This window comes from Ottowia thiooxydans DSM 14619 (assembly GCF_000422885.1).
GTDB classification, from domain to species: Bacteria; Pseudomonadota; Gammaproteobacteria; order Burkholderiales; family Burkholderiaceae_C; genus Ottowia; species Ottowia thiooxydans.
In genome coordinates this window covers 97,195-118,129 of record NZ_KE383944.1, presented here as the reverse complement: position 1 = coordinate 118,129, position 20,935 = coordinate 97,195, and the positions used below count along the sequence as shown (strand labels likewise).

The following is a 20,935-nucleotide window of genomic DNA, read 5'->3' as shown; positions in this document are numbered from 1 at the left end:
GATAGGAGGTATTACGCACCAATGCCCAGAAAGGCTGGATCTTGCGAAAGGGTTTGCAGGTTGATTTCTTGCCACTCGACTCCCTCGGAATCAGTGTAGGTGTGGCCAAAATAGGAAGGCGCCCCTTGGGCCGGTAGCCCGGAGGTGATAAACGCATCCGTGGTGCGCAAGCCCAGCAGCCGGTCCACCAGCAGCGCACAATTGACTTCAAGCACTGGGTTCAGGGCGACCAAGCGACTTTGTGCCTGCATGTTCTCGCCCCGCACCACATCTTTGACACCCACCGCAGGGGCGTCGCCCCAGGCTTGGCCACTTGCCGCTGCCCGCTGCTCAGCGATGAAAGTGGCCAACTCGACCACCCCCAACAAGCCTCCGCGGAGGTTCGCAACCCCCAGAAACCAGCTGTGCGCGTAGTGCACTGGCCTCACCTGGGTGGAAGTAAATATCTCACCGGCATGGCTGAGAGGCAGCAGCAATTTGGACGCGCCCGCCTCCACCGCCAGCCAGGACGCAGACACGCCGGTGGAACGAGCCGATTGCAAACGCTCGTTCAGCCGGTTCTGGAATTCGCGGAGAGCCTGTTTAGTCGCCATACCTGGCCAAGTTAGAAACAGGCGCTGGAAGCGCCAGAAAAAGACCCACACGAACGCATGACACCCTCACCCAAAAAGTGAACGTCTTGAGAGATTGGAGAAATAATTTTCATGCGATCTTCTGAAGAAAACAAAGGGTCACGCCACGCAAAGGGTCATTCACACCGCCTCACTCCAAGGCTTTGATCTTGGAGAGGAGTTCGGTTTGGTCTACGGGTTTGGTGATGTAGTCACGCGCACCTTGTCGCATGCCCCAAACGCGATCGGTTTCCTGGTTCTTGCTCGTGCAGATGATGATGGGCACATCAGCAAAACGAGGATCTCTCGCGATGCTGCGTGTCAGCTGGAATCCATTTTGCCCAGGCATCACCACATCCATCAGGATCAGATCGGGCTTGGCCTCCTCAAGGCGAAGACGCGCTTCGTCTCCGTTTTCGGCCGTCGTGACGGAATAACCGGCCTTGGTGAGCATCTCTCCAAGGTACATCAATTCCGTCTTGGAATCGTCTACTACCAGCAAGTTGCGGATTGGCATTACACGGCTTCCTTGTCAGGGGCAACAAATTGCTGCACGGCTAGCAGCAACTGATCTTTGGTGAACGGTTTGGTCAAATACTCCTGCGAGCCGACCATGCGGCCACGCGCCTTGTCGAATACACCGTCCCGTGAAGACAGCATGACCACAGGGGTCGACGCGAATTTTTCGTTGCGCTTGATAATGGCGCACGTCTGGTAACCATCAAGCCGCGGCATCAAGATGTCGCAGAAAATCAGGTCTGGGTGGCTGTCGTTGACCTTGGCCAGCGCATCAAAGCCGTCCTCCGCCAACATGACTTCGTGGCCACCTTGCTTGAGAAAAATCTCGGCGCTGCGCCGTATGGTGTTGCTGTCATCAATGACCAACACCTTCCTCGATCCGTTTAAACCCACCCTATTCTCCTCAGGTTATGGTGACCAAGACCCTTCCCAGGGAACCTTGCGCCGCCCGTTGGATCCACTCAGATCTGCACCATTTCGAAATCTTCTTTCCTCGCACCACATTCGGGGCAGGTCCAATTCATAGGAACCTGCTCCCATGGGGTGCCAGGGGCAATACCATGTTCAGGCGCACCGGTGGCTTCGTCGTAGAGCCATCCGCAGATCAAACACATCCAGGTTTTAGTTTCCATTACAGCTTATGGGGTACTCGCATAGAATGCAATCGATTGTATCGATGGGTGCACTGCACTTGTCACCCAATGGCTTGAATAGCGCTCAATGACTGGAACCGGTGTGGTCCCCTCGTCGCAAGATAGCGACACTCCTGACGAATCTGCGGAAGTATTTCTCCTTCCCTGCGTGCTCAGCTTCAATGCCAGCGACCCTACCGGCGCTGGAGGCTTGACCGGGGATGCGATGGTTATCGCCTCAGTGGGAGCCCACGCGCTGCCTGTGGCTACCGGGGCGTACCTGCGCGATTCCCGGGAAACCATAGGCCACGCGGCGCTAGACGACTCATTCGTGATCGAACAGGCGCGCATGGTCGCCGAAGACATTCCCCTGCAGGTGATCAAGGTCGGCTTCGCTGGCAGCACGGAGGCCGTCGCAGCGATCGCGGCTTTCGCCGCCGACTATGCGGACACACCCCTGATTGCCTACATGCCAGATCTCTCTTGGTGGGACGACCACGAGATTGACTCCTATCTCGATGCCTTTCGCGACCTGCTGCTGCCGCAAACAGCGGTGTTGGTCGGTAACAACAGCACCTTGCGACATTGGCTGTTGCCCGAATCTTCCACCCAGCGCTACTCCCGCACCACCGACCTGGCACGCGCAGCGGCGCAATACGGCGTTTCCTATGTGCTGGCGACCGGGTTGGCCTTGCCTGGTGGCCAGATCGGTAACGTACTGGCCTCGCCGCAAGCTGAGCTCGTGTCCCAATCCTTTGAGCGCATTGATGCGTCCTTCGTAGGATCTGGCGATATTCTCTCGGCGGCGCTGGCAGCACTACTGGCGATGGGCTCAGATCTGAACGAAGCGACCGCGGAAGCTCTGCAGTATCTGGATCAAGCGCTCGATCACGGTTTTCACCCTGGCATGGGCCACGCTGTGGCCGATCGCCTGTTCTGGGCGGAAACCGACGACCCCCTTTCCGAAGAGGCCCCCGAGCTAGGCTCTTCTCTCGATATCCCGAATCCATTCAATGAAACCAAGCACTGATCTCAATGAAACCTTGATGGAGCGCGCGCGCCGCGTTATTCCTGGAGGCGTCAACTCGCCGGTGCGAGCCTTCAAAGCCGTAGGCGGCACCCCACGATTCGTCAAACGGGCCCAAGGGGCCTACTTTTGGGATGCCAACGAACGGCGCCATATTGATTACATCGGCTCTTGGGGCCCCATGATCCTGGGCCACGGCCACCCTGCCGTTTTGGATGCGGTGCAAAAAGCCGCTATGGAAGGGTTTTCGTTCGGTGCGCCCACTGAGCGAGAAATCGAGCTGGCTGAAGAAATCATCTCGCTGGTGCCATCGATGGAAATGGTGCGTCTGGTCAGCTCCGGCACGGAAGCGGGAATGACAGCCATCCGCTTGGCACGCGGTGCCACCGGACGCAGCAAGATCATCAAATTCGAGGGCTGTTACCACGGCCACGCAGATGCGCTGCTGGTGAAGGCCGGCTCTGGTCTGGCCACGTTTGGCAACCCAACAAGTGCCGGCGTGCCGCCCGAGGTGGTGCAGCACACGCTGGTGCTGGAGTACAACAACCTCGTCCAGCTCGAAGAAGCCTTCGCCCTGCATGGCAAAGAAATCGCGGGCCTCATCATCGAGCCGATTGCCGGCAACATGAATTTTGTGCGCGCCACTGTGGAATTCACTCGTCGCTGCCGTGAGCTGTGCACCAAGCATGGCGCACTTCTCATCTATGACGAGGTCATGACCGGTTGCCGCGTGGCGCTAGGCAGCGCCCAAAGCGTCTATGCGAAACAGATCCCCGGGTTTCAGCCAGACATCACCGTGATGGGCAAGGTTATTGGCGGGGGCATGCCACTGGCCGCTTTCGGCGGCAAACGCGCGGTCATGGAGCACCTGGCACCTCTCGGTTCGGTTTACCAGGCCGGCACACTCAGCGGGAACCCGGTGGCAACAGCCTGCGGGCTGGTCACCCTGCGGGAAATCAAGAAGCCCGGATTTTTCGAAGAGCTATCGCGAAAAACCCGCTCTCTGGTGGATGGGCTGAAGGCAGCAGCCGACGCTGAAGGGGTTGCTTTCTCGGTCGATTGCGAGGGCGGCATGTTCGGCTTTTTCCTTCTCCCTGAACTGCCCAGCAATTACTCCGAAGTGATGAAAAGCGACTCAGCCCGGTTCAACCAGCTTTTCCATGGCTTGCTGGATCGCGGCATTTACCTGGCGCCTGCGCTTTATGAAGCCGGCTTCGTCAGTGCCGCCCATACTGAAGCGGACATCGCTGAGACCGTCGCCGCGGCGAGGGACGTTTTCCGCGAAATGGCGCAAAAGTAGCACCTGGCTTAATAGGTCAGCGTCACCGTCACGGTATCGCTGTAGCTGCCAGGGCTGACTGAAGGCTGCGCAGGAACACGGCCATAGACCGTGACACTGCTCGGGCTGCTGCCGCTACCCGTCATGACATTGCTCGAATTGTCCCAGGGCAATGTGCGATTGCTATCTCGGAAGAGGCCATAGTTCACGTACGCACCGGCGTTCACCATTCGGCGCTGCGTGCCGGCCGCATTCACGCCATAGTTCAGACCCAGAGTCCAGCTTGTATTGGGCGGACATGTCATGGCGATCGTAGACACGCTGTCTACCTGGGTGGTGAGCGACGTTGCAGTGCCGAAATCCAGGGGAGTGGCGCTCACGCTGACGGCACAGCTATTGGACACACTGACTGAAGTCTGGAAGTACTTGTTTGCCGTGCCGTAGCCGGACTGTATACAGCTCGCGGGCATGGCATTGCCTGCCATTGAGTACACGAGAGTGGCACCGCTGAACTGAGCCTGATATGAGCCCGCCGCCGTACTCAGAGGCAGCGTGCCGATGCGCCCGAAAACAGAGAAATCCAACTGCGCGGTGTTCCAGCCGCCAGGGATTGTTAAGGTTTTCTCGTAAACCGCATAACTAGCTCCCTGAGGCCCTAGCACCTGAGTACGGCTGGCGTCCGAATAGAGCGTATAGGCCAGGGCGCCTGCGTTGTAGTTCGTCATCTTGCGTGGATTGACGCCAGACATATCACTGCCGCCGCCAGGCCCCTCAGAAACATACAGGCAAGCCCTGACATAGGCCACAGCACTATTAGATTGGCAGGTGAAGGAGGCGGTAGACGTGGTGTCAGCCGTCCCTCCCACATTGACTGAGCCAAAAGCCATGTTCAAGTTGCCACCCGTCTCCCAGCAACTCTGCGCCTGCGCCGCGACGCTCGCGCTCATCATCAGGCACAACAACAACCATGAACGCCAAGACCATCTACAGATTTTCAGGCTCATGCCATACGTCCTTTCAACATCAGGCCTTCTCAGGGCAAACAAGCCAAAGGCCCGATCTGAGCAACACCCGTAGGGGATTTGCCCCAGGCAAAACGCGCCTTGCAAAGGCCTTCTGGCGTATGAACCGCAAGCGAATTGTCTTCAGACAAGTCCTCCAGATACACCAGCCCATCGTATCCAACCCACTCTCCTTCACCACTGCGTCCGTTCACTTTCACCTGGCTCCCCATGGCCAGCGGCCTGCCTTCACCATCCACCAACGCCACGTTGGCCGCCCGAACTGGAGTGATATCAAAGCGTACCCGTGAGCCCGCTCGATCACTGGGGGTGAATAGCGCCTCGGCGCGCCCAACCCGCAGATCAGCCGGCAACTGCATGGGATCGATGGCCAGCTTGTTGTTCTGATAAGCGTTGACTGGCACCACCAGCATCAGGCCGCGCTCGTCGGTCTGCCCCATGAGACGATTTTCCAACTTCACTGGCACGCCCGGCACGCCGTCCGTGTCAACGACCGCAAAGGCGCCGTCAATTCGCCGTGCAGCGAAGCCGTGCCCCCCCATCAGCACCATGGACCCGCTCGCCCCTGCATAGCCATAGCGGCTTCCGTTGCCGAAATCGCTCACACCGGCCTGCACACGACCATAGCGGCCCAGATAGTTGACCTCACCCTGCCCCCCGGCGGAAGTGCCGCCCACGCGCGCTGCGGCACGCCAGCCCCACCCGCCTTCGTTTCCTGGTGATTGCTGCACACTGGCCAGCCCGCTGGTTCCAGCCTGTGCATCGTGCTGGAAACTCACGCCCGCGCTGGTTCGCGTATCCAGGAGCCAGTTCAGAGTCACGAACACACCGCGATCCTGGCGCTTGCTCAAGTTCTGATTCATGCCCACAGACAGCGACGCCACTCGCCCGATCGAACGAGACCAATTCAGGCTGGCGTATCGGGTCCGCGCTTCCCCCACAGGTTGCAACAAGAAATAGCTCAGGTTAAAGCTGCCCCATTCGCCTGCGCTGTAGCCCACCGTGGCGCGGGCGCTAGCCTTGGGGGGTGATGCGCCGTACTGCGTAGCCGCATCGCGGTAGTCGCCTTGAGTGCGTGTGCCGCTCAAACCGGCGTTGAATTGGTTTTGTATCCAGCTCCAGCTCAAACTGCCCTGCATACCGCTGCCCGCGCTATGCTGGCTACGCGCAAGCGAGCCTGAGATCAGCCCAGCCCCACCCAGTTGCTGCACACCTCCCACGCCGGCCAACACAAGGCCTCGCATGGCCTCCGCATGCCCTTCCAGGGTGAAGCGATCGCTCAGGCCGCGGCGATAGGTGCCGCTGAGCAGAAGCTCTCTGCCGTAGTCCAAAGAGCGGAGTCCATAGTTGCGGCGCACCACGCCAAGGTCCACCGTCCAGTCCGTCAGCCCAGGGGCCAGCAAACGACCAGCGTCGTAGAGCGAAAAATCCAAAGTGGTGGCACGGCCAAGGGCATCGGTGAGCACCACCTGCGCTGTACCGGCGCCATTGACGCTCGGCAGGGTATTGAGCTGGAATGGTCCTGCAGGTACCTGTCCGTTGAACTGGCGAATACCGTTAACGAACAACTCCACTTGCGAGGGCAACGTGGCCGAACCAATGAAGCCCGGAAGTGGTGCGGTCTGGCGATAGGGTTGCAGCCCGAAATTGCGCGCCAGTTGGATGCCGCCGATGCGAGTGGCACGAGACCAGGGCAGCGCCCCGGTCACCGTATCGCCCACGCGCAGAGTCAGCATCTGGTCCGCAAAGGAACGGCTCCAGGTGGTGTCCAGGCGCACCGATCGAGCTTGCTGCGTACTTCCGGATTGGGCCTTGGCGTGCTGCAGCAGATCCGTGGCGCTGAACACAGATTCGCCGCTGAAGGCGCGCAGTTCTGTGAACAAACCAAGGCTGGCGCCACTGTTTTGCGTGCCATAGAGATCGTAGTTGAGCAACAGACCCGTCGAGGTCACTGCCGGTCGTTCAACCACCCCTGGCGCCCCAACCACGGTGGTGGGAAGTTGCAGCATGGCGAGCGGTGCAGTGAACTCTATGCGCTGGCGCTGCACGTCGTAATTCACCACGACATCAGGTAACGCGCGTAGCCGTTGCTGTGTGGCCACCCCATCAGGGAGTACAAAGCCCAATTGGCGGAGCACCTCCGCGCTGGCCCACAGCTCCCCGGCGCGCTCGGTAAAGGGCTTTAGTCCGCGGGCCATCCCATTGAGGGAGACCTCCAGAAACAGTTCGATCTCAGCTGACGCAAGCGCACTGAGCGTGGAGCGGGGAACCTCAAGAGTGGCCACTGGCAAAGGCGCTGCGGCCGCGCTCGCGAAGCCGAACCCCACCACCAACAAGGCACTTCGCCGCTCAGTTTTTCCGATCCGGCGGCGCAATCTCTTGTTCCGTAGTGCGTCCATTCAACAAAACCTGCCAGCGCCCCGAAGCGGCGGTGGCGGCGGCTGGCAGCTGAAGTTGCCAGCGCATGGTGGCCCCGGGCAAAACGTATCCCAAGAGACCTTTGTGAACGGACAATCGATTTCCGGTGCTGTCTGTGAACCACAGATCAGCCAGCTGTGCATGGGTGCCGCCGCTATTGGCGACTTCGAGCAGCGTTTGAACTCCCTCGCTACGGAGCGTCCATTTCAGTTGCGGCGCTGAGGGTGGTGCGCCAGCAGGCGAAACGAAGATGGGCAATGAATGCCGCATCACGAACTTCAGGCCCTTGCCTTCGCCGCCTGAAGCGCCCTCTGTCCGAGGTAACGGCAGCTCGTCAATCAACACGCGGTAAGCAGATTCTGCCGTCGCGGCGGGAGGCGGGCCACTGCGAATCACCCGCACCAGTTGGCGCTCACCAGCGGGTAGCCGCAACATAGGCGGGCTGATGACCAATTCCCGCGTAGGCTCCATCTGCTCTTGCCCGTCTTGCTGGGTCCAGCGGAACACACGCACTTGTGCGTCCAGTTGAGCCTGGTCGGTGTTGGTCAGCCACAGGCCATCCGCCTGCTGAGAGGACTGGAGGGTCAGAGTGACAGGAGCGACCTGCAGGCCGGCCGCGTTCGCGGCACTCGCGCCCAACAACACCCCGACCAGCCACATGAAACGCACAGCAAGCAAGCTTTTCCCCGTGTCAGTAGTTGACGGTGACCGTTACCGTGTCGACATAACTGGTGGGGGTGTAGTTTGCACTAGGGGCGACCGCATAAACCGTGTGGCTCACGGCCAAACCCGTTCCCGTGCCAGCCACGCCATTACCGATGGCCGCGGCGGTGGCAGTGTTGCCCCAAACGGGCCCGGTGGCGGAAACGGAGTGCAACTGGTAGGGCACAGTGTCGGGGGATGACCCAACGACTTCGGGAGCCATAACTCCAGCCCCAGTAGTATTGCTGTTGGACGGTGCCAAACCGATGAAATACGGCGTGTTCTTGGAGCAAGTCACGCTGATGGTGTTGGAACCGCTGGTGTCTGTAGCCGTTGAGAGTACGGAACCGAGATTGATATCAGACGCGGAGCCAGCAGCTACTGAGCAGCTTTTGAGAATAGTGATCTTGACTTTGAAATTACTCTGAGCGGTATCTGCCATCGCTTGGCCGGAAAAAACGGCCGCAGACACGAGTGCAACAGTGGAAAGTGCTTTCTTGAACATGGGAATCTCCAGCAAACGGGAATAGAAAAGCGGCCTGAAGCCGCCAATCGATCCAGCCTGGTTTCACTTGGCCGGAACGGTAACAAGATTGTAAATTCGGATACTTTTCATATGCACTTTGCTCACAGACATCAAACAACAATAGTGCCAACTAATTGGCACTATTGGCGTACAAGTCAGCGTGTTTACCCTAGGTCACATCCTAAAACAGCCTGAAAAAGCCGTTTTAGGTGCAGTGCTGTATCCCCGTTCTGCCGGGAAATCCCCCTGGCTTTCCAGGAGGCTGTCGTATCTCAAAGTCGCCGGCAGTGAGTGCACCGTGGCGACCATGATTGACTAAAAACTCAATGCCTGAAGTGGCGAACCCCTGAGAAGACCATGGCCACGCCACGCTCGTTGGCCGCGTCGATCACTTCCTGATCGCGCATGGAACCACCAGGCTGGATGACGCAGGTCGCCCCTTGGTCGATCACCACGTCGAGGCCGTCGCGAAACGGGAAGAACGCGTCGCTGGCCACCGCCGAGCCTTGCAGAGACAAACTCGCATGCTGCGCTTTGATGCTGGCAATGCGCGCGGAATCCAGCCGGCTCATCTGGCCAGCGCCTACGCCCATGGTCATGCCAGCTTTGCAGAAGACAATGGCATTGCTCTTGACGAACTTGGCCACCTTCCAGGCAAATAGCAGATCCTGCAATTGCTCTGGCGTGGGTTGCAGCTGAGTGACCACCTTCAGATCAGACAAGGCCAACTCGTGGTTATCTGAGGTTTGCATCAGCAGACCAGAGCCCACGCGCTTGACGTCCATGGCATTGAGGCCGCGCGCCCAAGCAGACTTGCCATCGCGCTGAACGCCTTCCAGGGAGATACGCAGCACCCGGACGTTGGCCTTGGCCTTGAATACCGCCAGCGCTTCCGGCGTGAACTCGGGTGCCATCAGAACCTCAACGAACTGCTTGCTCACCTGCTGCGCTGCACGCTCGTCCACAGTCACATTGAAGGCAATGATGCCGCCAAAGGCGCTGGTGGGATCGGTCTGGAAAGCTTTGCCGTAGGCTTCCAGGCCATCAGCACCCACAGCCACTCCACAAGGGTTGGCGTGCTTGACGATCACGCAAGCCGGCGCCGTGAACTGCTTGACGCATTCCCAGGCTGCATCAGCATCGGCGATATTGTTGTAGCTAAGTTCTTTGCCTTGCAACTGTTCGGCCGTCACCAGCGAGCCCGGAGCAGGGTACATATCCCGGTAGAAGGCGGCCTGCTGATGCGGATTTTCGCCATAGCGAAGATCCTGAAGCTTTACGAAACGGCCATTGCTGTGGGCAGGGAACAGCCCCCTGGCTGGTGGCTCTGAATCCGATGCCGCGGAAAAATCGATGGATGAGAGGTAGTCGCTGATGGCCGCGTCATAGTCGCTGATGCGATTGAATGCTGCAGTGGCCAGTGCGAAGCGGGTGCCATCGCTCAGACGGCCCCCACCGGAGCGCAGCTCATCGAGCACACCGGCGTACTGACCCGCATCGGTCAACACAGCCACGTGCCGCCAGTTCTTGGCGGCGCTTCGCACCATGGCTGGCCCGCCAATATCAATGTTCTCGATGGCATCTGCCAAGGTACAACCGGGCTTGGCGACCGTTGCTTCGAAGGGGTAGAGATTGACCACCAGAAGATCGATGGTGCCGATGCCATGCTCTTCAAGCGCCTGCATGTGCTCGGGCATGTCGCGCCGCGCCAGCAACCCACCATGGACGGCCGGGTGCAGTGTCTTGACACGGCCATCCAGCATTTCAGGAAAGCGCGTCACCTCTGCCACCTCGGTGACCGGCAAACCGGCGTCAGCCAGCAGCTTGGCGGTACCGCCGGTGGACAACAGTTTGATGCCCAGCGCAGCCAGCGCGGCAGCGAACTCGGTGACACCGGTTTTGTCGGATACGGAAATCAGGGCGTTCATGCTTGGATTCGTTCAAAGAGAAGATAAAAAACGCAGGCCGGCGAACCGGCTTCGATAGCCTTGCGGGCATCCGCCCGCGGGCCGTCAAATTAGTTTGTGCTCCGCCAACTTCTTGCGCAGCGTATTGCGGTTCATGCCCAACCATTCGGCTGCGCGCGACTGGTTGTGCTCGGCACGCTGCATGACGACATCAAGCATTGGCCGTTCCACCACCTTCATCACCATGGCGTACAGCCCGTTGGGCTCAATGCCATCCAGGTCTCGCAAATACTCCTCCAGGTTCTCGCGAACACATTCCTCTATATGCTTTTTGCTCATAGTTCTCGTGGCGTTTCCACCTCGTTGGCAGGCGTTTTTAACGCTATGGCGTGCGGCCAGCGTTCGTGGCTCTGGGCCAACGCCTGCAAATAGTCACTCACCGCCCGCCACTGCGCGTCGGCATCCTCCAACTCATTGATCCTGGCGCGAAGCTCCTCGCCTCCCACGAGCCCTCGCACCATCCAGCCGATGTGCTTGCGCGCTGACCGCACGCCTGTGTACTCGCCGTACAGCGTGTAGTGGTCCTGCAAATGCACCAGCAGAGCGCGGCACACTTCCAGCACCAGCGGCGGTGCCAGCAGCTCGCCCGTGGCCAGATAGTGAGCTACCTCACGCAAAATCCATGGCCGCCCTTGAGCGGCCCGGCCAATCATGACGGCGTCGGCACCCGTGGCAGCCAATACAGCCTGGGCCTTGGCCGGAGAGTCAATGTCTCCGTTAGCGACCACAGGCACACGCACCGCAGCCTTCACCGCGGCGATGGTCTCGTATTCCGCGCTCCCCTTGTAGCCCTGCTCGCGCGTGCGGCCATGTACAGTGATCATCTGCACGCCAAGCGCTTCAGCAGCGCGTGCAATGCGCACGGCATTTTTCTCACGCGCGCACCAGCCTGTTCGCATCTTCAGCGTGACCGGAACGCCGTGCGGCGCACAAGCAGCCACCACGGCCTCAATGATGCCAAGCGCCAGCGGCTCATCTTGCATCAGCGCCGAGCCGGCCCATTTGTTACACACCTTCTTGGCCGGGCAGCCCATATTGATGTCAATGATCTGGGCGCCACGATCGACGTTATAGACAGCCGCCTCGGCCATCATTTCGGCATCAGTGCCGGCAATCTGCACCGCGATCGGCCCCGGTTCGCCGGTGTGATCGGCGCGGCGGGACGTCTTCAGGGTGTGCCAAAGGTCCTTGCGTGATGTCACCATCTCGCTCACGGCATATCCAGCACCAAAGCCACGGCAAAGTTGCCGAAAAGGCCGATCCGTCACGCCAGCCATCGGCGCGACAAATACATTGTTAGGCAGGACGTAGGAACCGATCTGCATGGGCTTGGAAAGGCGCGGAGGGGAGGACAAGGAAGGACCGGCAGGAGGGCAATTCTAGCTGCTTAAAATTTCAGCAATTGAAATGACCGGCGGTGAGATGGCAATCCCCTTGAGCACCACACGGTCTACACTTGCCGGCCACATGGAAGCTTGGCTGCAATCTCTTCTCAGCGCGCTCGCTCTGCCCGAATACGGCCTATCCACCGTGTTCGTGTTGGCGTTCGCCTCTGCCACTCTGCTGCCCCTGGGCTCCGAGCCGGCAGTGTTCGGCCTCATCAAACTGAACCCCCACTTGCTCTGGCCCGCCATCGCGGTGGCCACGTTGGGCAATACGCTAGGCGGCATGCTGACCTGGTGGATGGGCCTGGGCGCGCACAAGGTGATCGATAAGTACCGGCACTCGGCCACGCATCTGCGCGCGCTCGAATGGCTGGAACGCTTGGGTCCCAAGGCGTGCTTTCTCTCATTCCTGCCCATCATCGGTGACCCTTTGTGCGCTGTGGCCGGTTGGTTGAAAATGCCGCTGCTGCCTTGCACCGGCTACATGGCCGCTGGCAAGTTCCTCAGGTATGTCGTGATGACCTTTGGCCTTCTCTATATCTGGCCCAGTGCCTAGCCAAGTAACTAGCCCAGTGACCACCGACTCGCTGTTCGACCTGGATGATCCTCTCATCAACCCCCTCGCGGGTTGCGAGAAGCGCCTGGGCCAGCAAGCCATGGTGCTGCGCGGTTTCGCGCTTCCTTATGTTCAAACAGTGTGGTCAGCCCTGCAAGCCATCATTGTGCAAGCCCCCTTTCGTCAAATGGTCACACCGGGCGGACGGAGCATGTCGGTACGTCTGACCAACTGCGGCGCGCTGGGCTGGACCAGCGATATTCACGGGTACCGCTACACCCCCCGCGACCCGGAAAGCGGGTTGCATTGGCCTTCCTTGCCAGAACCTTTTCACCAACTGGCATATGAAGCAGCCGCGCAAGCAGGCTTTGCCGGGTTCGTGCCCGACGCATGCCTGATCAACCGCTATCGCCCCGGCACCCGGATGTCGCTCCACCAGGACAAAAATGAGTTCGACTATTCGGCGCCGATTGTCTCCGTGTCGCTTGGTGTTCCCGCCCTGTTTCTATGGGGCGGTGAGACCCGCACGGACCGTGCGGAGCGGGTGCCGCTGTTTCATGGCGATGTAGTGGTCTGGGGCGGTGTGGACCGGCTGCGCTTTCACGGTGTGGCGCCAATCAAGGAAAGCACTCATCCGTTATTGGGTACGGAGAGAATCAATCTGACCTTTAGGCGTGCGGGCTCGCTCACCTGACGACCTGAGAACCCGAAGACGTCTTCAGAACGCTCAATTCCAAGGGTAAATCGTGACTTAAGTCACATTGACATGAATTAAGTAACATGATCACAATACATGTTGCTAAAAAATTATTACTCGGAGGGCGTCATGCTCAGCAGATTTCCAATTGCGCGCACCCTGGCCATGGCCACGCTGCTCATCACCGGTTCATCAGTCTGGGCCGGCATTCCTCCACCCGTGATTGATTACGAACCGGTGCCGGCGCAGGTTCCTGTCGTTACTGCGGTCCCAACGCTGGGCGAGTGGACACTGATACTTCTTGCCGTGTTACTTACTGTGGTGGCATACCGCGCGCTGCGCGGGCGAGTGAATGGCAGACTGCTGTCGAACCTCGTATTGGTCGGCGGCGCTGTCGCTGCCACGGCGGCCGGGCATGGCTTGATCGGTCAAGCCGAAGCTGTCGTGGAAACGCCTGCCGAACTCAACCTGTCGTCGGCCACCGGAGGCAGTGTGAATGGTGATGAGTGGACCCGCCTGACCAACACCTCCGGCGTCAAATTGCGGATCAAGGCGATCAACCCCGGTTCCTGGAACATCATGACGCCCCCCCCAAGCGAATTTCCAGAGTGCCAGGTGGGCACGGTCTTGTCGACAAACGGCAAGTGCGACATCAGGTTCAGCTACCCCTACCAGTAATTCGAGAAGGCATAAGACTTGCACCCAGATGCAAGTCACTTCAAATATATTAGGCGCGTGCTGAATCTCTATCTCGCTGCCGTTATCTTCAGCCTGAGTTTGGCGATGTTGCTGGAAGTGGTGTTGCCGCTGCATCCAAGCTCCACTCCGCCTCTTCTACGCTGGTTCCGAAATCTGGCGCTCTCCGCGTTAGCGCTTGGCGCCGCTTTCTCGGCGTCTACACTGAGCTGGGCGGCCTCCCGGGCATTGGAGATCAGGCCAGAAAGCGGCATGCTCTCGTCATTGGGCACCCCCGTATGGGCGCAATGGGTGATCACGTTTCTGACCCTGGACGCGATCGCCTACGCGCTACACCGGATTTCACATCACGTGAACTGGTTGTGGCGCCTGCATTCTGTGCACCACAGCGATCCCGAACTGGATGCCACAACGACACACCGGCATCACCCCGTTGAAAACGTGATCACCGCACTGATCTCGTTACCGGTGCTGCTGGTGCTGGCGCCGCCAGTATGGGCCGTGTTGACTTACAGCATGACTGCAGTGGTGATCAGCACACTCTCACACAGCAGCTTGGCACTACCGGATGGGCTGGACAAGGTGTTGCGCAATTTCATTGTCACACCAGCCTACCACCGCACACACCATAGTGCCGAGCGCATTCAAACCGACAGCAATTACGCCACGGTGCTTCCGCTGTTCGACCGGTTGTTCCGCAGCGCCTCTCCCGCTGCGCCCGACAAAGGCCGAGCCTTGACCATAGGGCTGGAAACAGCACGCGACGCACGCAGCCAATCCCTGTGGGCACTTCTGATGGCGCCGTTTCGCCGGTCGACGACGTCAACAAAGCCCCTGGAAGGTTGAACCTCCAAGCGGTGGTGGAGCCGCATGAAGGTTTGTGCCTCTGAGCACTGACTTGTTGATTTCATAGCCCCGTTCGTCGCGAGGTGTCACTCTCAATCTCGGTCAGGCGCCCTCAGCCAACGCGCGTGCAACCAGCGGGCGGCATGGTCGAGCAGAAAACCAAGCGCACCGATGAGCACAATCGCCGCCATCAACTCTGAATAGGCCAGGCGGTCACGCGTATCGAGAATGAAGTAGCCCAATCCTGCCGAGACACCCAACATTTCAGCGGGCACCAACACAATCCAGATGATGCCTATGGCCAACCGCACGCCAGTGAGGATTTGAGCCGTGACGCCCGGCAAAATGACGCGCCAGACGGTCTCGCGCCCTGTGGCTGAAAGACTGCGTGCCAACAGCAGCCAATTGGGGTCGAGCTGCGCCACGCCAGCAGCCGTACTCAGCAAGATGGGCCACACGGCAGCGAAAGCCAGCAGGAAGTACACCGGCGCGTCGCCAACCCCCAACACCATCACGGCAATAGGCATCCAGGAAAGCGGCGAAATCATGCGCAAGAATTGGAAGACCAGCCCCGTGGTCTGAGCAAAGCCCCGCCACATGCCCGTGGCAATGCCCAACGGCACGCCAAAGGCAATGGCCAGCATCAGACCTACACCTACGCGCTCCATGCTCAGGAGGGTGTGGTGCCATATGTCCGGCCCTACCAGCAGCGCGGCCAGTGCTTGCAGCGAGGGCCAGGGAGCGAACGCTGCAGCGATGGGTGTGCGCGCTGTAAGAAGGAGGCTGCCAACCCACCACAGCCCCAAGATCAGTGTCAGCCCCGTGAGAGGCAGCAGATAACGGCGCAGCATGCAATCAGCGTTTGCGCATGTTTTGATAATGCCTTGACGGCCCCACCAAGGAGTTCAGGCAGCGGCGCAAAGCACCCTCACCTCGCGTTAGCTGAGAAGTGTTTGCAACGAGGCGCCGCGTAGTCCAGGCGTATGGAGCGAACATGAACGAGGACCCTTAGATTGCAAACACTTCCTGCCGACGGTAATTGGCGGGAATACCAAAGACCGAAGGACCACCCACGCTTTCGATGGCCTTGCGTACAAAGCGATCGTCCACCAGGTCTCGCGCGACGAAGGCCGGATCCAGCCCTTTAAGAAAGTCATCATTGCCTTCAATCTTGGTGGTTTGAATGGCACGCACCAACCGTTCCGTATAGCTCGGATAGGGATAGGGCTGGAAGTCGATGCGGCGCTGGTGCCAGCCTTTATTTCGTACCACTCCGGTTTTCTCATAGTCCGAGTAATCTGTGGCGGCCAGCACCTTGGCCAAGGACTGCTGGTTGTGCGGGGTGTACTTGCCAGGCCCGCTATTGGAGAGCAGCTGCGCCGTCTGCAAGCGGTTGCTCAGAGTCCACTTCTGCGCCTTGACCAGCGCGTTGGTCACGCGTTGCGTCCATTCGGGCTTGTCCGCCACGTCGCGTTCAGCCAGGAAAGTGACGCAGCACGCATGGTCGCGCCAAATGTCGCCAGAAAATCGCAGCACCTTGCCCACGCCAGCGATTTCAGCGGCAGCGTTGAAGGGCTCGGCCACGATGTAGCCCGCGATGCTCTTGCCTGCCAGCGCAGAGACCATTTCCGCCGGCGCCAGTACAACGAGGTTCACCTCCTTCGGACCTATAGCGGCACCGCGTGTACGCGTGACGGCCGTCAGCCCCGCGTTGCGCAATACATCTTGCAGCAAGATGTTGTGGATCGAGTACCAGAAGGGAATCGCGACGGTGCGCCCTCCCAGATCTGCCAGGGACTGCACATCGGGCGCCACCGTGAGGCCTGAGCCGTTCACGTGGTTCCAGGACACCACCTTGGCGGGAAACTTGGAACCGTAGCGCACCCATAGTGTGGCCGGAGATAGCAGGTGGATCACGTTGACTTGCCCGGCGACAAAGGCTTCCACAATCTGCGCCCAGCTACGGAACAGGCGAGGTGCCTCCGCTTTAAGGCCTTCTTCCTGAAACAGATTGCGTCCGTGCGCTACCAGCAGCGGGGTTGCATCGGTAATAGGCAGATAGCCTATCTTCACTGGCTGGTCGTCGCCCTTGAAGGCTTGCGCGCGCGCATCGCCTGCACGCAACAACCCAGCAGCACCCGCGCCGGTCAGCGCACTGAGGCGCAGCATGTCACGGCGTGTGAGCCCGCAACCGCAGTTCGACGACGCGCAGACGTGCGAGAGGCGGGTGGAATCGCCCGGGAGGGAGTTATTCGCGCGGTCAAGGGGAAAGCGGAAGGTCATGGTGTCGTGCTCTCTTGGGTCATGAAAATATTTGGCGTTGGAGCGTCAGAGAAATGGGGAGATGCCGATGTCTTAATCGATGCCGTACCGGCATGGCGCACCGTATGCAACGCTTCAAGTATTTGCAGGCGCAAAGCGGTGACAGCTTCGGGATAAGCCTCCCGCGGGCGAGGGATATCCACGCGCCATTCGCGAACGATGCGCCCTGGGTGGCCGCCCATCAGCAAGATGCGGTCGCCCACGAGGATGGCCTCATCAATATCGTGCGTGACCAGCAGCACGGCGCTGCGCCACCGATGCACTACCTCGACCAGCAGCTCCTGCATTTCAGCGCGAGTGACCGCATCCAGTGCAGAGAAAGGCTCATCGGCCAGCAGCAGCTCCGGTTCGCGCGCCAGCGCGCGGGCCAAAGCCACACGCTGCGCCATACCCCCAGACAACTGTGCGGGGTAGAGACCACCCTGCCCTTGCAGGCCTACGGCAGCCAGCGCCTCATTCACTCGTCGTGTTCGGGCCGCTTTGTCCAGCGCGGGCTGGTGCTTGAAGTCCAGGCCAAAACCCACATTGCGCGCCGCGTCCAGCCAGGGCAGCAAGCTGGGTTGCTGGAACACCAAGGCCATGCGCGGATGTGGTGCTCGCAATGGCTCCCCCGCCAAACGCACTTCGCCTGCTAACTGCGCGCCTTCAGTCTGCTCCAGGCGCCCAAGCTGGCGCAGCAGAGTGGACTTGCCGCAGCCGCTGCCGCCCAGCAGACACACGATCTCTCGCTCACCCACTTCAAGCGACACCTGTTCGAACACCAGCGCACCGCCGGGATAGCCAAAGCTGAGCTCACTGCCTTGAAGAAGTGGGCGCGGCAACGCGGACTCGAGGAGCTCGCTCATCGATGATCTCTGCGCATGTCGCTCACGCCGGCACCCCAGCAGTGACCTTAGCGTCGCGCTTGGCCAGTTCACCTAGCAACTGAGTCACGCTAGGTGTCACGATGGGAATGAACGCTGATTCACGCCATCTGCGGGCAAAGCCTCCCGGCAGGTCTTGATGGTAGGCCCGGCCGCCGCTGGCCTGCAGCTCCATCTGCAAGGCCTGGTGCACGCTTTCATGCAAGGCCAGCCTGATACGAAAGAGCTGATGCGCCTCAGCGACAAACAGTCCACTGTCCACGCCATCCTTCAGCGCACGCACCAAATCTTCAAGCCGCGTCTTCACTGCCAGGATGGGCGCCAGGAGGACGTCGCGCCCCGCGCCTACGCGCCGTTCAGCCACCGCCAGTGCCGCGCGCGCCAGCCCAATGGACAGACCGCATTGCAGGCCCAGGAATGCCGGCCGAACTCGAGGCAGGTAGGCTGAAGCCCTCTCGGCCAACAGGTCATCGCGTTCGATCTTCACCCCATCCAGCCGCAACGAAGCAGTGTGAGTACCACGCAGCGCCATCAAATCCAGATCCGATGACCGCTGCAAGCCCGCTCTGTCGTGCGGCAGCGCGACGATCATCGGCGGCGCACCATCGGCTCGTTCGACCGCCATCGCGGCCAGAAAGTCGCCGGGTCGAAGATTGGTACACCAGGGTACGGTGCCATCGAGGATCCAGCCACGCCCATCATCGCGCGCAGTGGCGCGGATGTTGAGCGTCTCGATGCCACTGAGAAATTTCATGGCGTTCGATAAACCGGAAGCACCCGCACCCTGCCCTTGCAAGAGTGCATGCAGATGACGCGCCCGCAGCCCTTCGTTGTCGCTCGCCAACAAGAGCTCTATCAGCACGCGCTGCCCCCAGAACACAAAAGCCGCGGCCACGGAATGCTCGGCCACCTGGGACACAGATTCGATCGCATCGCTGAGGGGTCCACCACGCCCGCCTTGCACCTCTGGCACACCGTGCCTTAGCAGACCGGAACCACCTAACCACGGCACCACGACGGACGCACGCACATCGCTGGCATCCAGTGCTTCGGCGTTCGCGTCCAACCATCCGCGTTGATCCTCAGTCAGCATGGACGACTCCGCCTTGCTGTTGGAGTTGGGCTGGCAAGAAGGGCTGCAACTGGGGATTGACTTCGCTGCGGGCCAGGTTATTTGCGAAGTTGCACAGGGTCGCCAAGCTCACGCCCAGCACCACATCAAGCGCCTGGCGCTGATCGAAACCCGCAGCCAGGAAACCTCCCAGCGCCTCATCGTCTACCGCGCCGCGCGTGGCAATGACGGACTCGGCAAAGCGCCGCACAGCGTCCAGGCGGGCGTCGCCGGTGTCTTGCCCTTGTTGCAAGCTAATCACTTGAGTGTCAGCCAGCTTGGCCTGCTTGAGTGCAATCTTGCTATGGCCAGCCACGCAGAAGTCGCAGCCATGCACACGCGCAGCGGTGATCTGCACCACCTCTCGCTCAGCCAACCCGAGTCCACCCGTGGCATTGAGCTGGCTCACGGTCACGTAAGTTTCCAGTGCCTCTGGCGCATTGGCGAGTATGCCGATGAGGTTCGGCAAGAAACCATTAGCAGCTTGAATTTTCAGGGCCAGGGCGCGGCTCCCCTCGGGAGCGGTCTCGGTAGTGTGCAAGGTCAGGCGAGTCATGGCGAAAGAGTGGTGAAGCCCAAAAATTAATTGTCGGCACGCGAGCACAGAAGTTCTATGCCCGAAGGTCTCGCTTTACTGCTCGAACGCCCCTCATCCCCACTTGCTTCCAGCAATATGAATACGCTTACGCTGAGCTTGGCCCGTCCTGGCAAGCTTCACTGCGGCGCCAGGCACCGGGCTGCTGACCCATCGTGCGTTTGAAGGCCCGCGCAAAGGCCGCCACCGATTCGTAGCCCACCGCTTCTGCCACGCGCGCGATGGACTCGCCGCGCGACAATCTTTGTGTCGCCACTTGCATCCGTATCAACAGCAAAAACTGCAGGGGCGACTGACCGCAGGCCGACTGAAAGCGCCGGAACAATGCGGCCCGCGACAGGTGTACGTGCCGCGCCATCGCTTCTACGCTCCAAGGCTGCTCGGGCGCCTCCAGCAGTTGGAGCACCAGCGGAGCAAAACCAGGCTGGCGCAAAAGTCCCAGCACGCCGCCCACCTGAGGTTCGGTCACGGCCAGTTGACGCAGCGCATAGAAGAAAAGCAGGCCCGACAGACGGTCCAACGCTGCCGAGCCCGGCTCGGCACTGCGCTGCGCCTCACGCAGCATCAGTTCAAACAGCAAGGCCGTGTCGGCCGTGGCTTCCTGGCCAGCACGAAGCACCAGGACATCAGGGAAAGCCCCCGTCACCAGCGCCTGGGTTGGACCATCAAAGCTAAAGAAGCCGCAGGCCAACCCTGTCGCACCCAAGCTGCCTGTAGCTTGCAGCGGCTGCATGGGCTGCGCCGGGCAAGCGATATTCGCGTCCTCGTAGGGCGAAATGAAATGCGGCATATCGCGCAGCAGAAACACACCATCGCGTGGCCCCAACGCCACGCAAGGATGACCTGGCCGGTGCAGCCAGCAGCGCCCGTGCAGCACCAGATGAAAGCTAGCCTGGGAGTGTCCGCTTGTAGACGCACGCCAGCGGCCGCAGTACTGCCCCACGTGGAAGATTCGGGCCTGCCAGCGCAAGCCCTCGAGCAAGCGGTTTGCAACCTGCTCAAGCGATGAGGTTGGGTCGTCGGCGTCGGGCCGAGGCGAATTCAAGACTGCAGACATGCTTGCGAGTCTGGCCTAGACACCCTGGATCACCAACGACGGGTTTGTTCTTAGCTTATGCCCTGCGTAGCCGCCGGCCTATTTGGACATCATGCGTTTCAGCG

The 20,935-nt window shown here is 60.2% G+C and carries 23 protein-coding genes; 6 read left to right on the top strand and 17 right to left on the bottom strand.

The window, feature by feature from the left end:
- Positions 1–11 precede the first annotated feature (11 nt).
- The 4 genes from G518_RS0132230 to G518_RS0132215 form a co-directional block, all read right to left on the bottom strand.
- Complete coding sequence (locus G518_RS0132230) at positions 12–593, bottom strand: chemotaxis protein CheW (protein ID WP_028605976.1); 582 nt, start codon at positions 591–593, stop codon at positions 12–14.
- Between the two features lie 169 nt (positions 594–762).
- Positions 763–1,128 (bottom strand): response regulator, encoded by a 366-nt coding sequence (locus tag G518_RS0132225; protein ID WP_028605975.1) that lies wholly within the window; start codon positions 1,126–1,128, stop codon positions 763–765.
- On the bottom strand, positions 1,128–1,523 hold the full coding sequence (locus tag G518_RS0132220) for a response regulator (RefSeq protein ID WP_028605974.1): 396 nt from the start codon (positions 1,521–1,523) through the stop codon (positions 1,128–1,130). Before G518_RS0132220 ends, G518_RS0132225 begins: the two co-directional genes overlap by 1 nt.
- Before the next feature lie 68 nt (positions 1,524–1,591).
- Positions 1,592–1,762 (bottom strand): rubredoxin, encoded by a 171-nt coding sequence (locus G518_RS0132215; RefSeq protein ID WP_084652479.1) that lies wholly within the window; start codon positions 1,760–1,762, stop codon positions 1,592–1,594.
- Positions 1,763–1,850: 88 nt separating this feature from the next.
- Between G518_RS0132215 and thiD the strand changes: the two genes are divergently transcribed.
- Together thiD and hemL are read left to right on the top strand one after the other, a co-directional pair.
- A complete protein-coding gene (gene thiD, locus G518_RS0132210; protein WP_028605972.1) occupies positions 1,851–2,792 on the top strand; it encodes a bifunctional hydroxymethylpyrimidine kinase/phosphomethylpyrimidine kinase in 942 nt (313 codons plus the stop codon).
- Positions 2,776–4,089: a glutamate-1-semialdehyde 2,1-aminomutase gene (gene hemL, locus G518_RS0132205; RefSeq protein WP_028605971.1), complete on the top strand. Its 1,314-nt coding sequence runs from the start codon at positions 2,776–2,778 to the stop codon at positions 4,087–4,089. Before thiD ends, hemL begins: the two co-directional genes overlap by 17 nt.
- An 8-nt stretch (positions 4,090–4,097) precedes the next feature.
- On the opposite strand, the gene G518_RS0132200 is transcribed toward hemL, so the two are convergent.
- The 7 genes from G518_RS0132200 to dusB form a co-directional block, all read right to left on the bottom strand.
- Positions 4,098–5,072: a Csu type fimbrial protein gene (locus tag G518_RS0132200; RefSeq protein ID WP_028605970.1), complete on the bottom strand. Its 975-nt coding sequence runs from the start codon at positions 5,070–5,072 to the stop codon at positions 4,098–4,100.
- A gap of 29 nt (positions 5,073–5,101) precedes the next feature.
- Positions 5,102–7,489 (bottom strand): fimbria/pilus outer membrane usher protein, encoded by a 2,388-nt coding sequence (locus G518_RS38030; RefSeq protein WP_084652477.1) that lies wholly within the window; start codon positions 7,487–7,489, stop codon positions 5,102–5,104.
- Complete coding sequence (locus tag G518_RS0132190) at positions 7,440–8,177, bottom strand: fimbrial biogenesis chaperone (protein WP_028605969.1); 738 nt, start codon at positions 8,175–8,177, stop codon at positions 7,440–7,442. The genes G518_RS38030 and G518_RS0132190 overlap by 50 nt, the downstream gene beginning before the upstream one ends.
- Before the next feature lie 22 nt (positions 8,178–8,199).
- Positions 8,200–8,715 (bottom strand): Csu type fimbrial protein, encoded by a 516-nt coding sequence (locus G518_RS0132185; RefSeq protein WP_036596853.1) that lies wholly within the window; start codon positions 8,713–8,715, stop codon positions 8,200–8,202.
- Positions 8,716–9,059: 344 nt separating this feature from the next.
- Positions 9,060–10,664, bottom strand: coding sequence for a bifunctional phosphoribosylaminoimidazolecarboxamide formyltransferase/IMP cyclohydrolase (gene purH, locus G518_RS0132180; RefSeq protein WP_028605967.1), 1,605 nt, complete (start codon positions 10,662–10,664; stop codon positions 9,060–9,062).
- An 84-nt stretch (positions 10,665–10,748) separates the two neighbouring features.
- Positions 10,749–10,982: a Fis family transcriptional regulator gene (locus tag G518_RS0132175; RefSeq protein ID WP_028605966.1), complete on the bottom strand. Its 234-nt coding sequence runs from the start codon at positions 10,980–10,982 to the stop codon at positions 10,749–10,751.
- The gene (dusB, locus tag G518_RS0132170; RefSeq protein ID WP_028605965.1) at positions 10,979–12,028 is read right to left on the bottom strand and encodes a tRNA dihydrouridine synthase DusB; all 1,050 of its coding nucleotides are present in this window, start codon (positions 12,026–12,028) and stop codon (positions 10,979–10,981) included. The genes G518_RS0132175 and dusB overlap by 4 nt, the downstream gene beginning before the upstream one ends.
- 142 nt (positions 12,029–12,170) lie before the next feature.
- Between dusB and G518_RS0132165 the strand changes: the two genes are divergently transcribed.
- The 4 genes from G518_RS0132165 (at position 12,171) to G518_RS38025 (ending at position 14,883) form a co-directional block, all read left to right on the top strand.
- A complete protein-coding gene (locus tag G518_RS0132165) occupies positions 12,171–12,644 on the top strand; it encodes a YqaA family protein (RefSeq protein WP_028605964.1) in 474 nt (157 codons plus the stop codon).
- A 40-nt stretch (positions 12,645–12,684) separates the two neighbouring features.
- Positions 12,685–13,338 carry a DNA oxidative demethylase AlkB gene (gene alkB / locus G518_RS0132160; RefSeq protein WP_051237654.1) on the top strand — a complete coding sequence of 218 codons (654 nt, stop codon included), beginning with the start codon at positions 12,685–12,687 and terminating at the stop codon, positions 13,336–13,338.
- A 132-nt stretch (positions 13,339–13,470) separates the two neighbouring features.
- Positions 13,471–14,019, top strand: a complete 549-nt coding sequence (locus tag G518_RS0132155; protein WP_169458034.1) for a midcut-by-XrtH protein — start codon at positions 13,471–13,473, stop codon at positions 14,017–14,019.
- A 57-nt stretch (positions 14,020–14,076) separates the two neighbouring features.
- Positions 14,077–14,883, top strand: coding sequence for a sterol desaturase family protein (locus G518_RS38025; RefSeq protein ID WP_051237650.1), 807 nt, complete (start codon positions 14,077–14,079; stop codon positions 14,881–14,883).
- A gap of 92 nt (positions 14,884–14,975) precedes the next feature.
- Here the strand turns inward: G518_RS38025 and G518_RS0132145 are convergent, their stop codons facing one another.
- The 6 genes from G518_RS0132145 to G518_RS0132120 form a co-directional block, all read right to left on the bottom strand.
- Positions 14,976–15,734 (bottom strand): ABC transporter permease, encoded by a 759-nt coding sequence (locus G518_RS0132145; protein ID WP_028605961.1) that lies wholly within the window; start codon positions 15,732–15,734, stop codon positions 14,976–14,978.
- A 157-nt stretch (positions 15,735–15,891) separates the two neighbouring features.
- Positions 15,892–17,052 (bottom strand): ABC transporter substrate-binding protein, encoded by a 1,161-nt coding sequence (locus tag G518_RS38020; protein ID WP_036596851.1) that lies wholly within the window; start codon positions 17,050–17,052, stop codon positions 15,892–15,894.
- Positions 17,053–17,162: 110 nt separating this feature from the next.
- The gene (locus G518_RS38015; RefSeq protein WP_084652471.1) at positions 17,163–18,050 is read right to left on the bottom strand and encodes an ABC transporter ATP-binding protein; all 888 of its coding nucleotides are present in this window, start codon (positions 18,048–18,050) and stop codon (positions 17,163–17,165) included.
- 22 nt (positions 18,051–18,072) lie between these two features.
- Positions 18,073–19,161: an acyl-CoA dehydrogenase family protein gene (locus G518_RS0132130; protein ID WP_028605960.1), complete on the bottom strand. Its 1,089-nt coding sequence runs from the start codon at positions 19,159–19,161 to the stop codon at positions 18,073–18,075.
- The gene (locus G518_RS0132125; protein WP_028605959.1) at positions 19,151–19,735 is read right to left on the bottom strand and encodes a carboxymuconolactone decarboxylase family protein; all 585 of its coding nucleotides are present in this window, start codon (positions 19,733–19,735) and stop codon (positions 19,151–19,153) included. Before G518_RS0132125 ends, G518_RS0132130 begins: the two co-directional genes overlap by 11 nt.
- 127 nt (positions 19,736–19,862) lie before the next feature.
- Positions 19,863–20,831, bottom strand: a complete 969-nt coding sequence (locus G518_RS0132120; protein WP_036596849.1) for an AraC family transcriptional regulator — start codon at positions 20,829–20,831, stop codon at positions 19,863–19,865.
- Positions 20,832–20,935 lie beyond the last annotated feature (104 nt).

Coding starts and splice junctions, on each gene's coding strand:
- G518_RS0132230 (WP_028605976.1), bottom strand. CDS start 593: ATGGCGACTAAACAGGCTCTCCGCGAATTCCAGAACCGGCTGAACGAG.
- G518_RS0132225 (WP_028605975.1), bottom strand. CDS start 1,128: ATGCCAATCCGCAACTTGCTGGTAGTAGACGATTCCAAGACGGAATTG.
- G518_RS0132215 (WP_084652479.1), bottom strand. CDS start 1,762: ATGGAAACTAAAACCTGGATGTGTTTGATCTGCGGATGGCTCTACGAC.
- thiD (WP_028605972.1), top strand. CDS start 1,851: ATGACTGGAACCGGTGTGGTCCCCTCGTCGCAAGATAGCGACACTCCT.
- hemL (WP_028605971.1), top strand. CDS start 2,776: ATGAAACCAAGCACTGATCTCAATGAAACCTTGATGGAGCGCGCGCGC.
- G518_RS0132200 (WP_028605970.1), bottom strand. CDS start 5,072: ATGAGCCTGAAAATCTGTAGATGGTCTTGGCGTTCATGGTTGTTGTTG.
- G518_RS38030 (WP_084652477.1), bottom strand. CDS start 7,489: ATGGACGCACTACGGAACAAGAGATTGCGCCGCCGGATCGGAAAAACT.
- G518_RS0132185 (WP_036596853.1), bottom strand. CDS start 8,715: ATGTTCAAGAAAGCACTTTCCACTGTTGCACTCGTGTCTGCGGCCGTT.
- purH (WP_028605967.1), bottom strand. CDS start 10,664: ATGAACGCCCTGATTTCCGTATCCGACAAAACCGGTGTCACCGAGTTC.
- G518_RS0132175 (WP_028605966.1), bottom strand. CDS start 10,982: ATGAGCAAAAAGCATATAGAGGAATGTGTTCGCGAGAACCTGGAGGAG.
- dusB (WP_028605965.1), bottom strand. CDS start 12,028: ATGCAGATCGGTTCCTACGTCCTGCCTAACAATGTATTTGTCGCGCCG.
- G518_RS0132165 (WP_028605964.1), top strand. CDS start 12,171: ATGGAAGCTTGGCTGCAATCTCTTCTCAGCGCGCTCGCTCTGCCCGAA.
- G518_RS0132155 (WP_169458034.1), top strand. CDS start 13,471: ATGCTCAGCAGATTTCCAATTGCGCGCACCCTGGCCATGGCCACGCTG.
- G518_RS0132145 (WP_028605961.1), bottom strand. CDS start 15,734: ATGCTGCGCCGTTATCTGCTGCCTCTCACGGGGCTGACACTGATCTTG.
- G518_RS38020 (WP_036596851.1), bottom strand. CDS start 17,052: ATGCTGCGCCTCAGTGCGCTGACCGGCGCGGGTGCTGCTGGGTTGTTG.
- G518_RS38015 (WP_084652471.1), bottom strand. CDS start 18,050: ATGAGCGAGCTCCTCGAGTCCGCGTTGCCGCGCCCACTTCTTCAAGGC.
- G518_RS0132130 (WP_028605960.1), bottom strand. CDS start 19,161: ATGCTGACTGAGGATCAACGCGGATGGTTGGACGCGAACGCCGAAGCA.
- G518_RS0132125 (WP_028605959.1), bottom strand. CDS start 19,735: ATGACTCGCCTGACCTTGCACACTACCGAGACCGCTCCCGAGGGGAGC.
- G518_RS0132120 (WP_036596849.1), bottom strand. CDS start 20,831: ATGTCTGCAGTCTTGAATTCGCCTCGGCCCGACGCCGACGACCCAACC.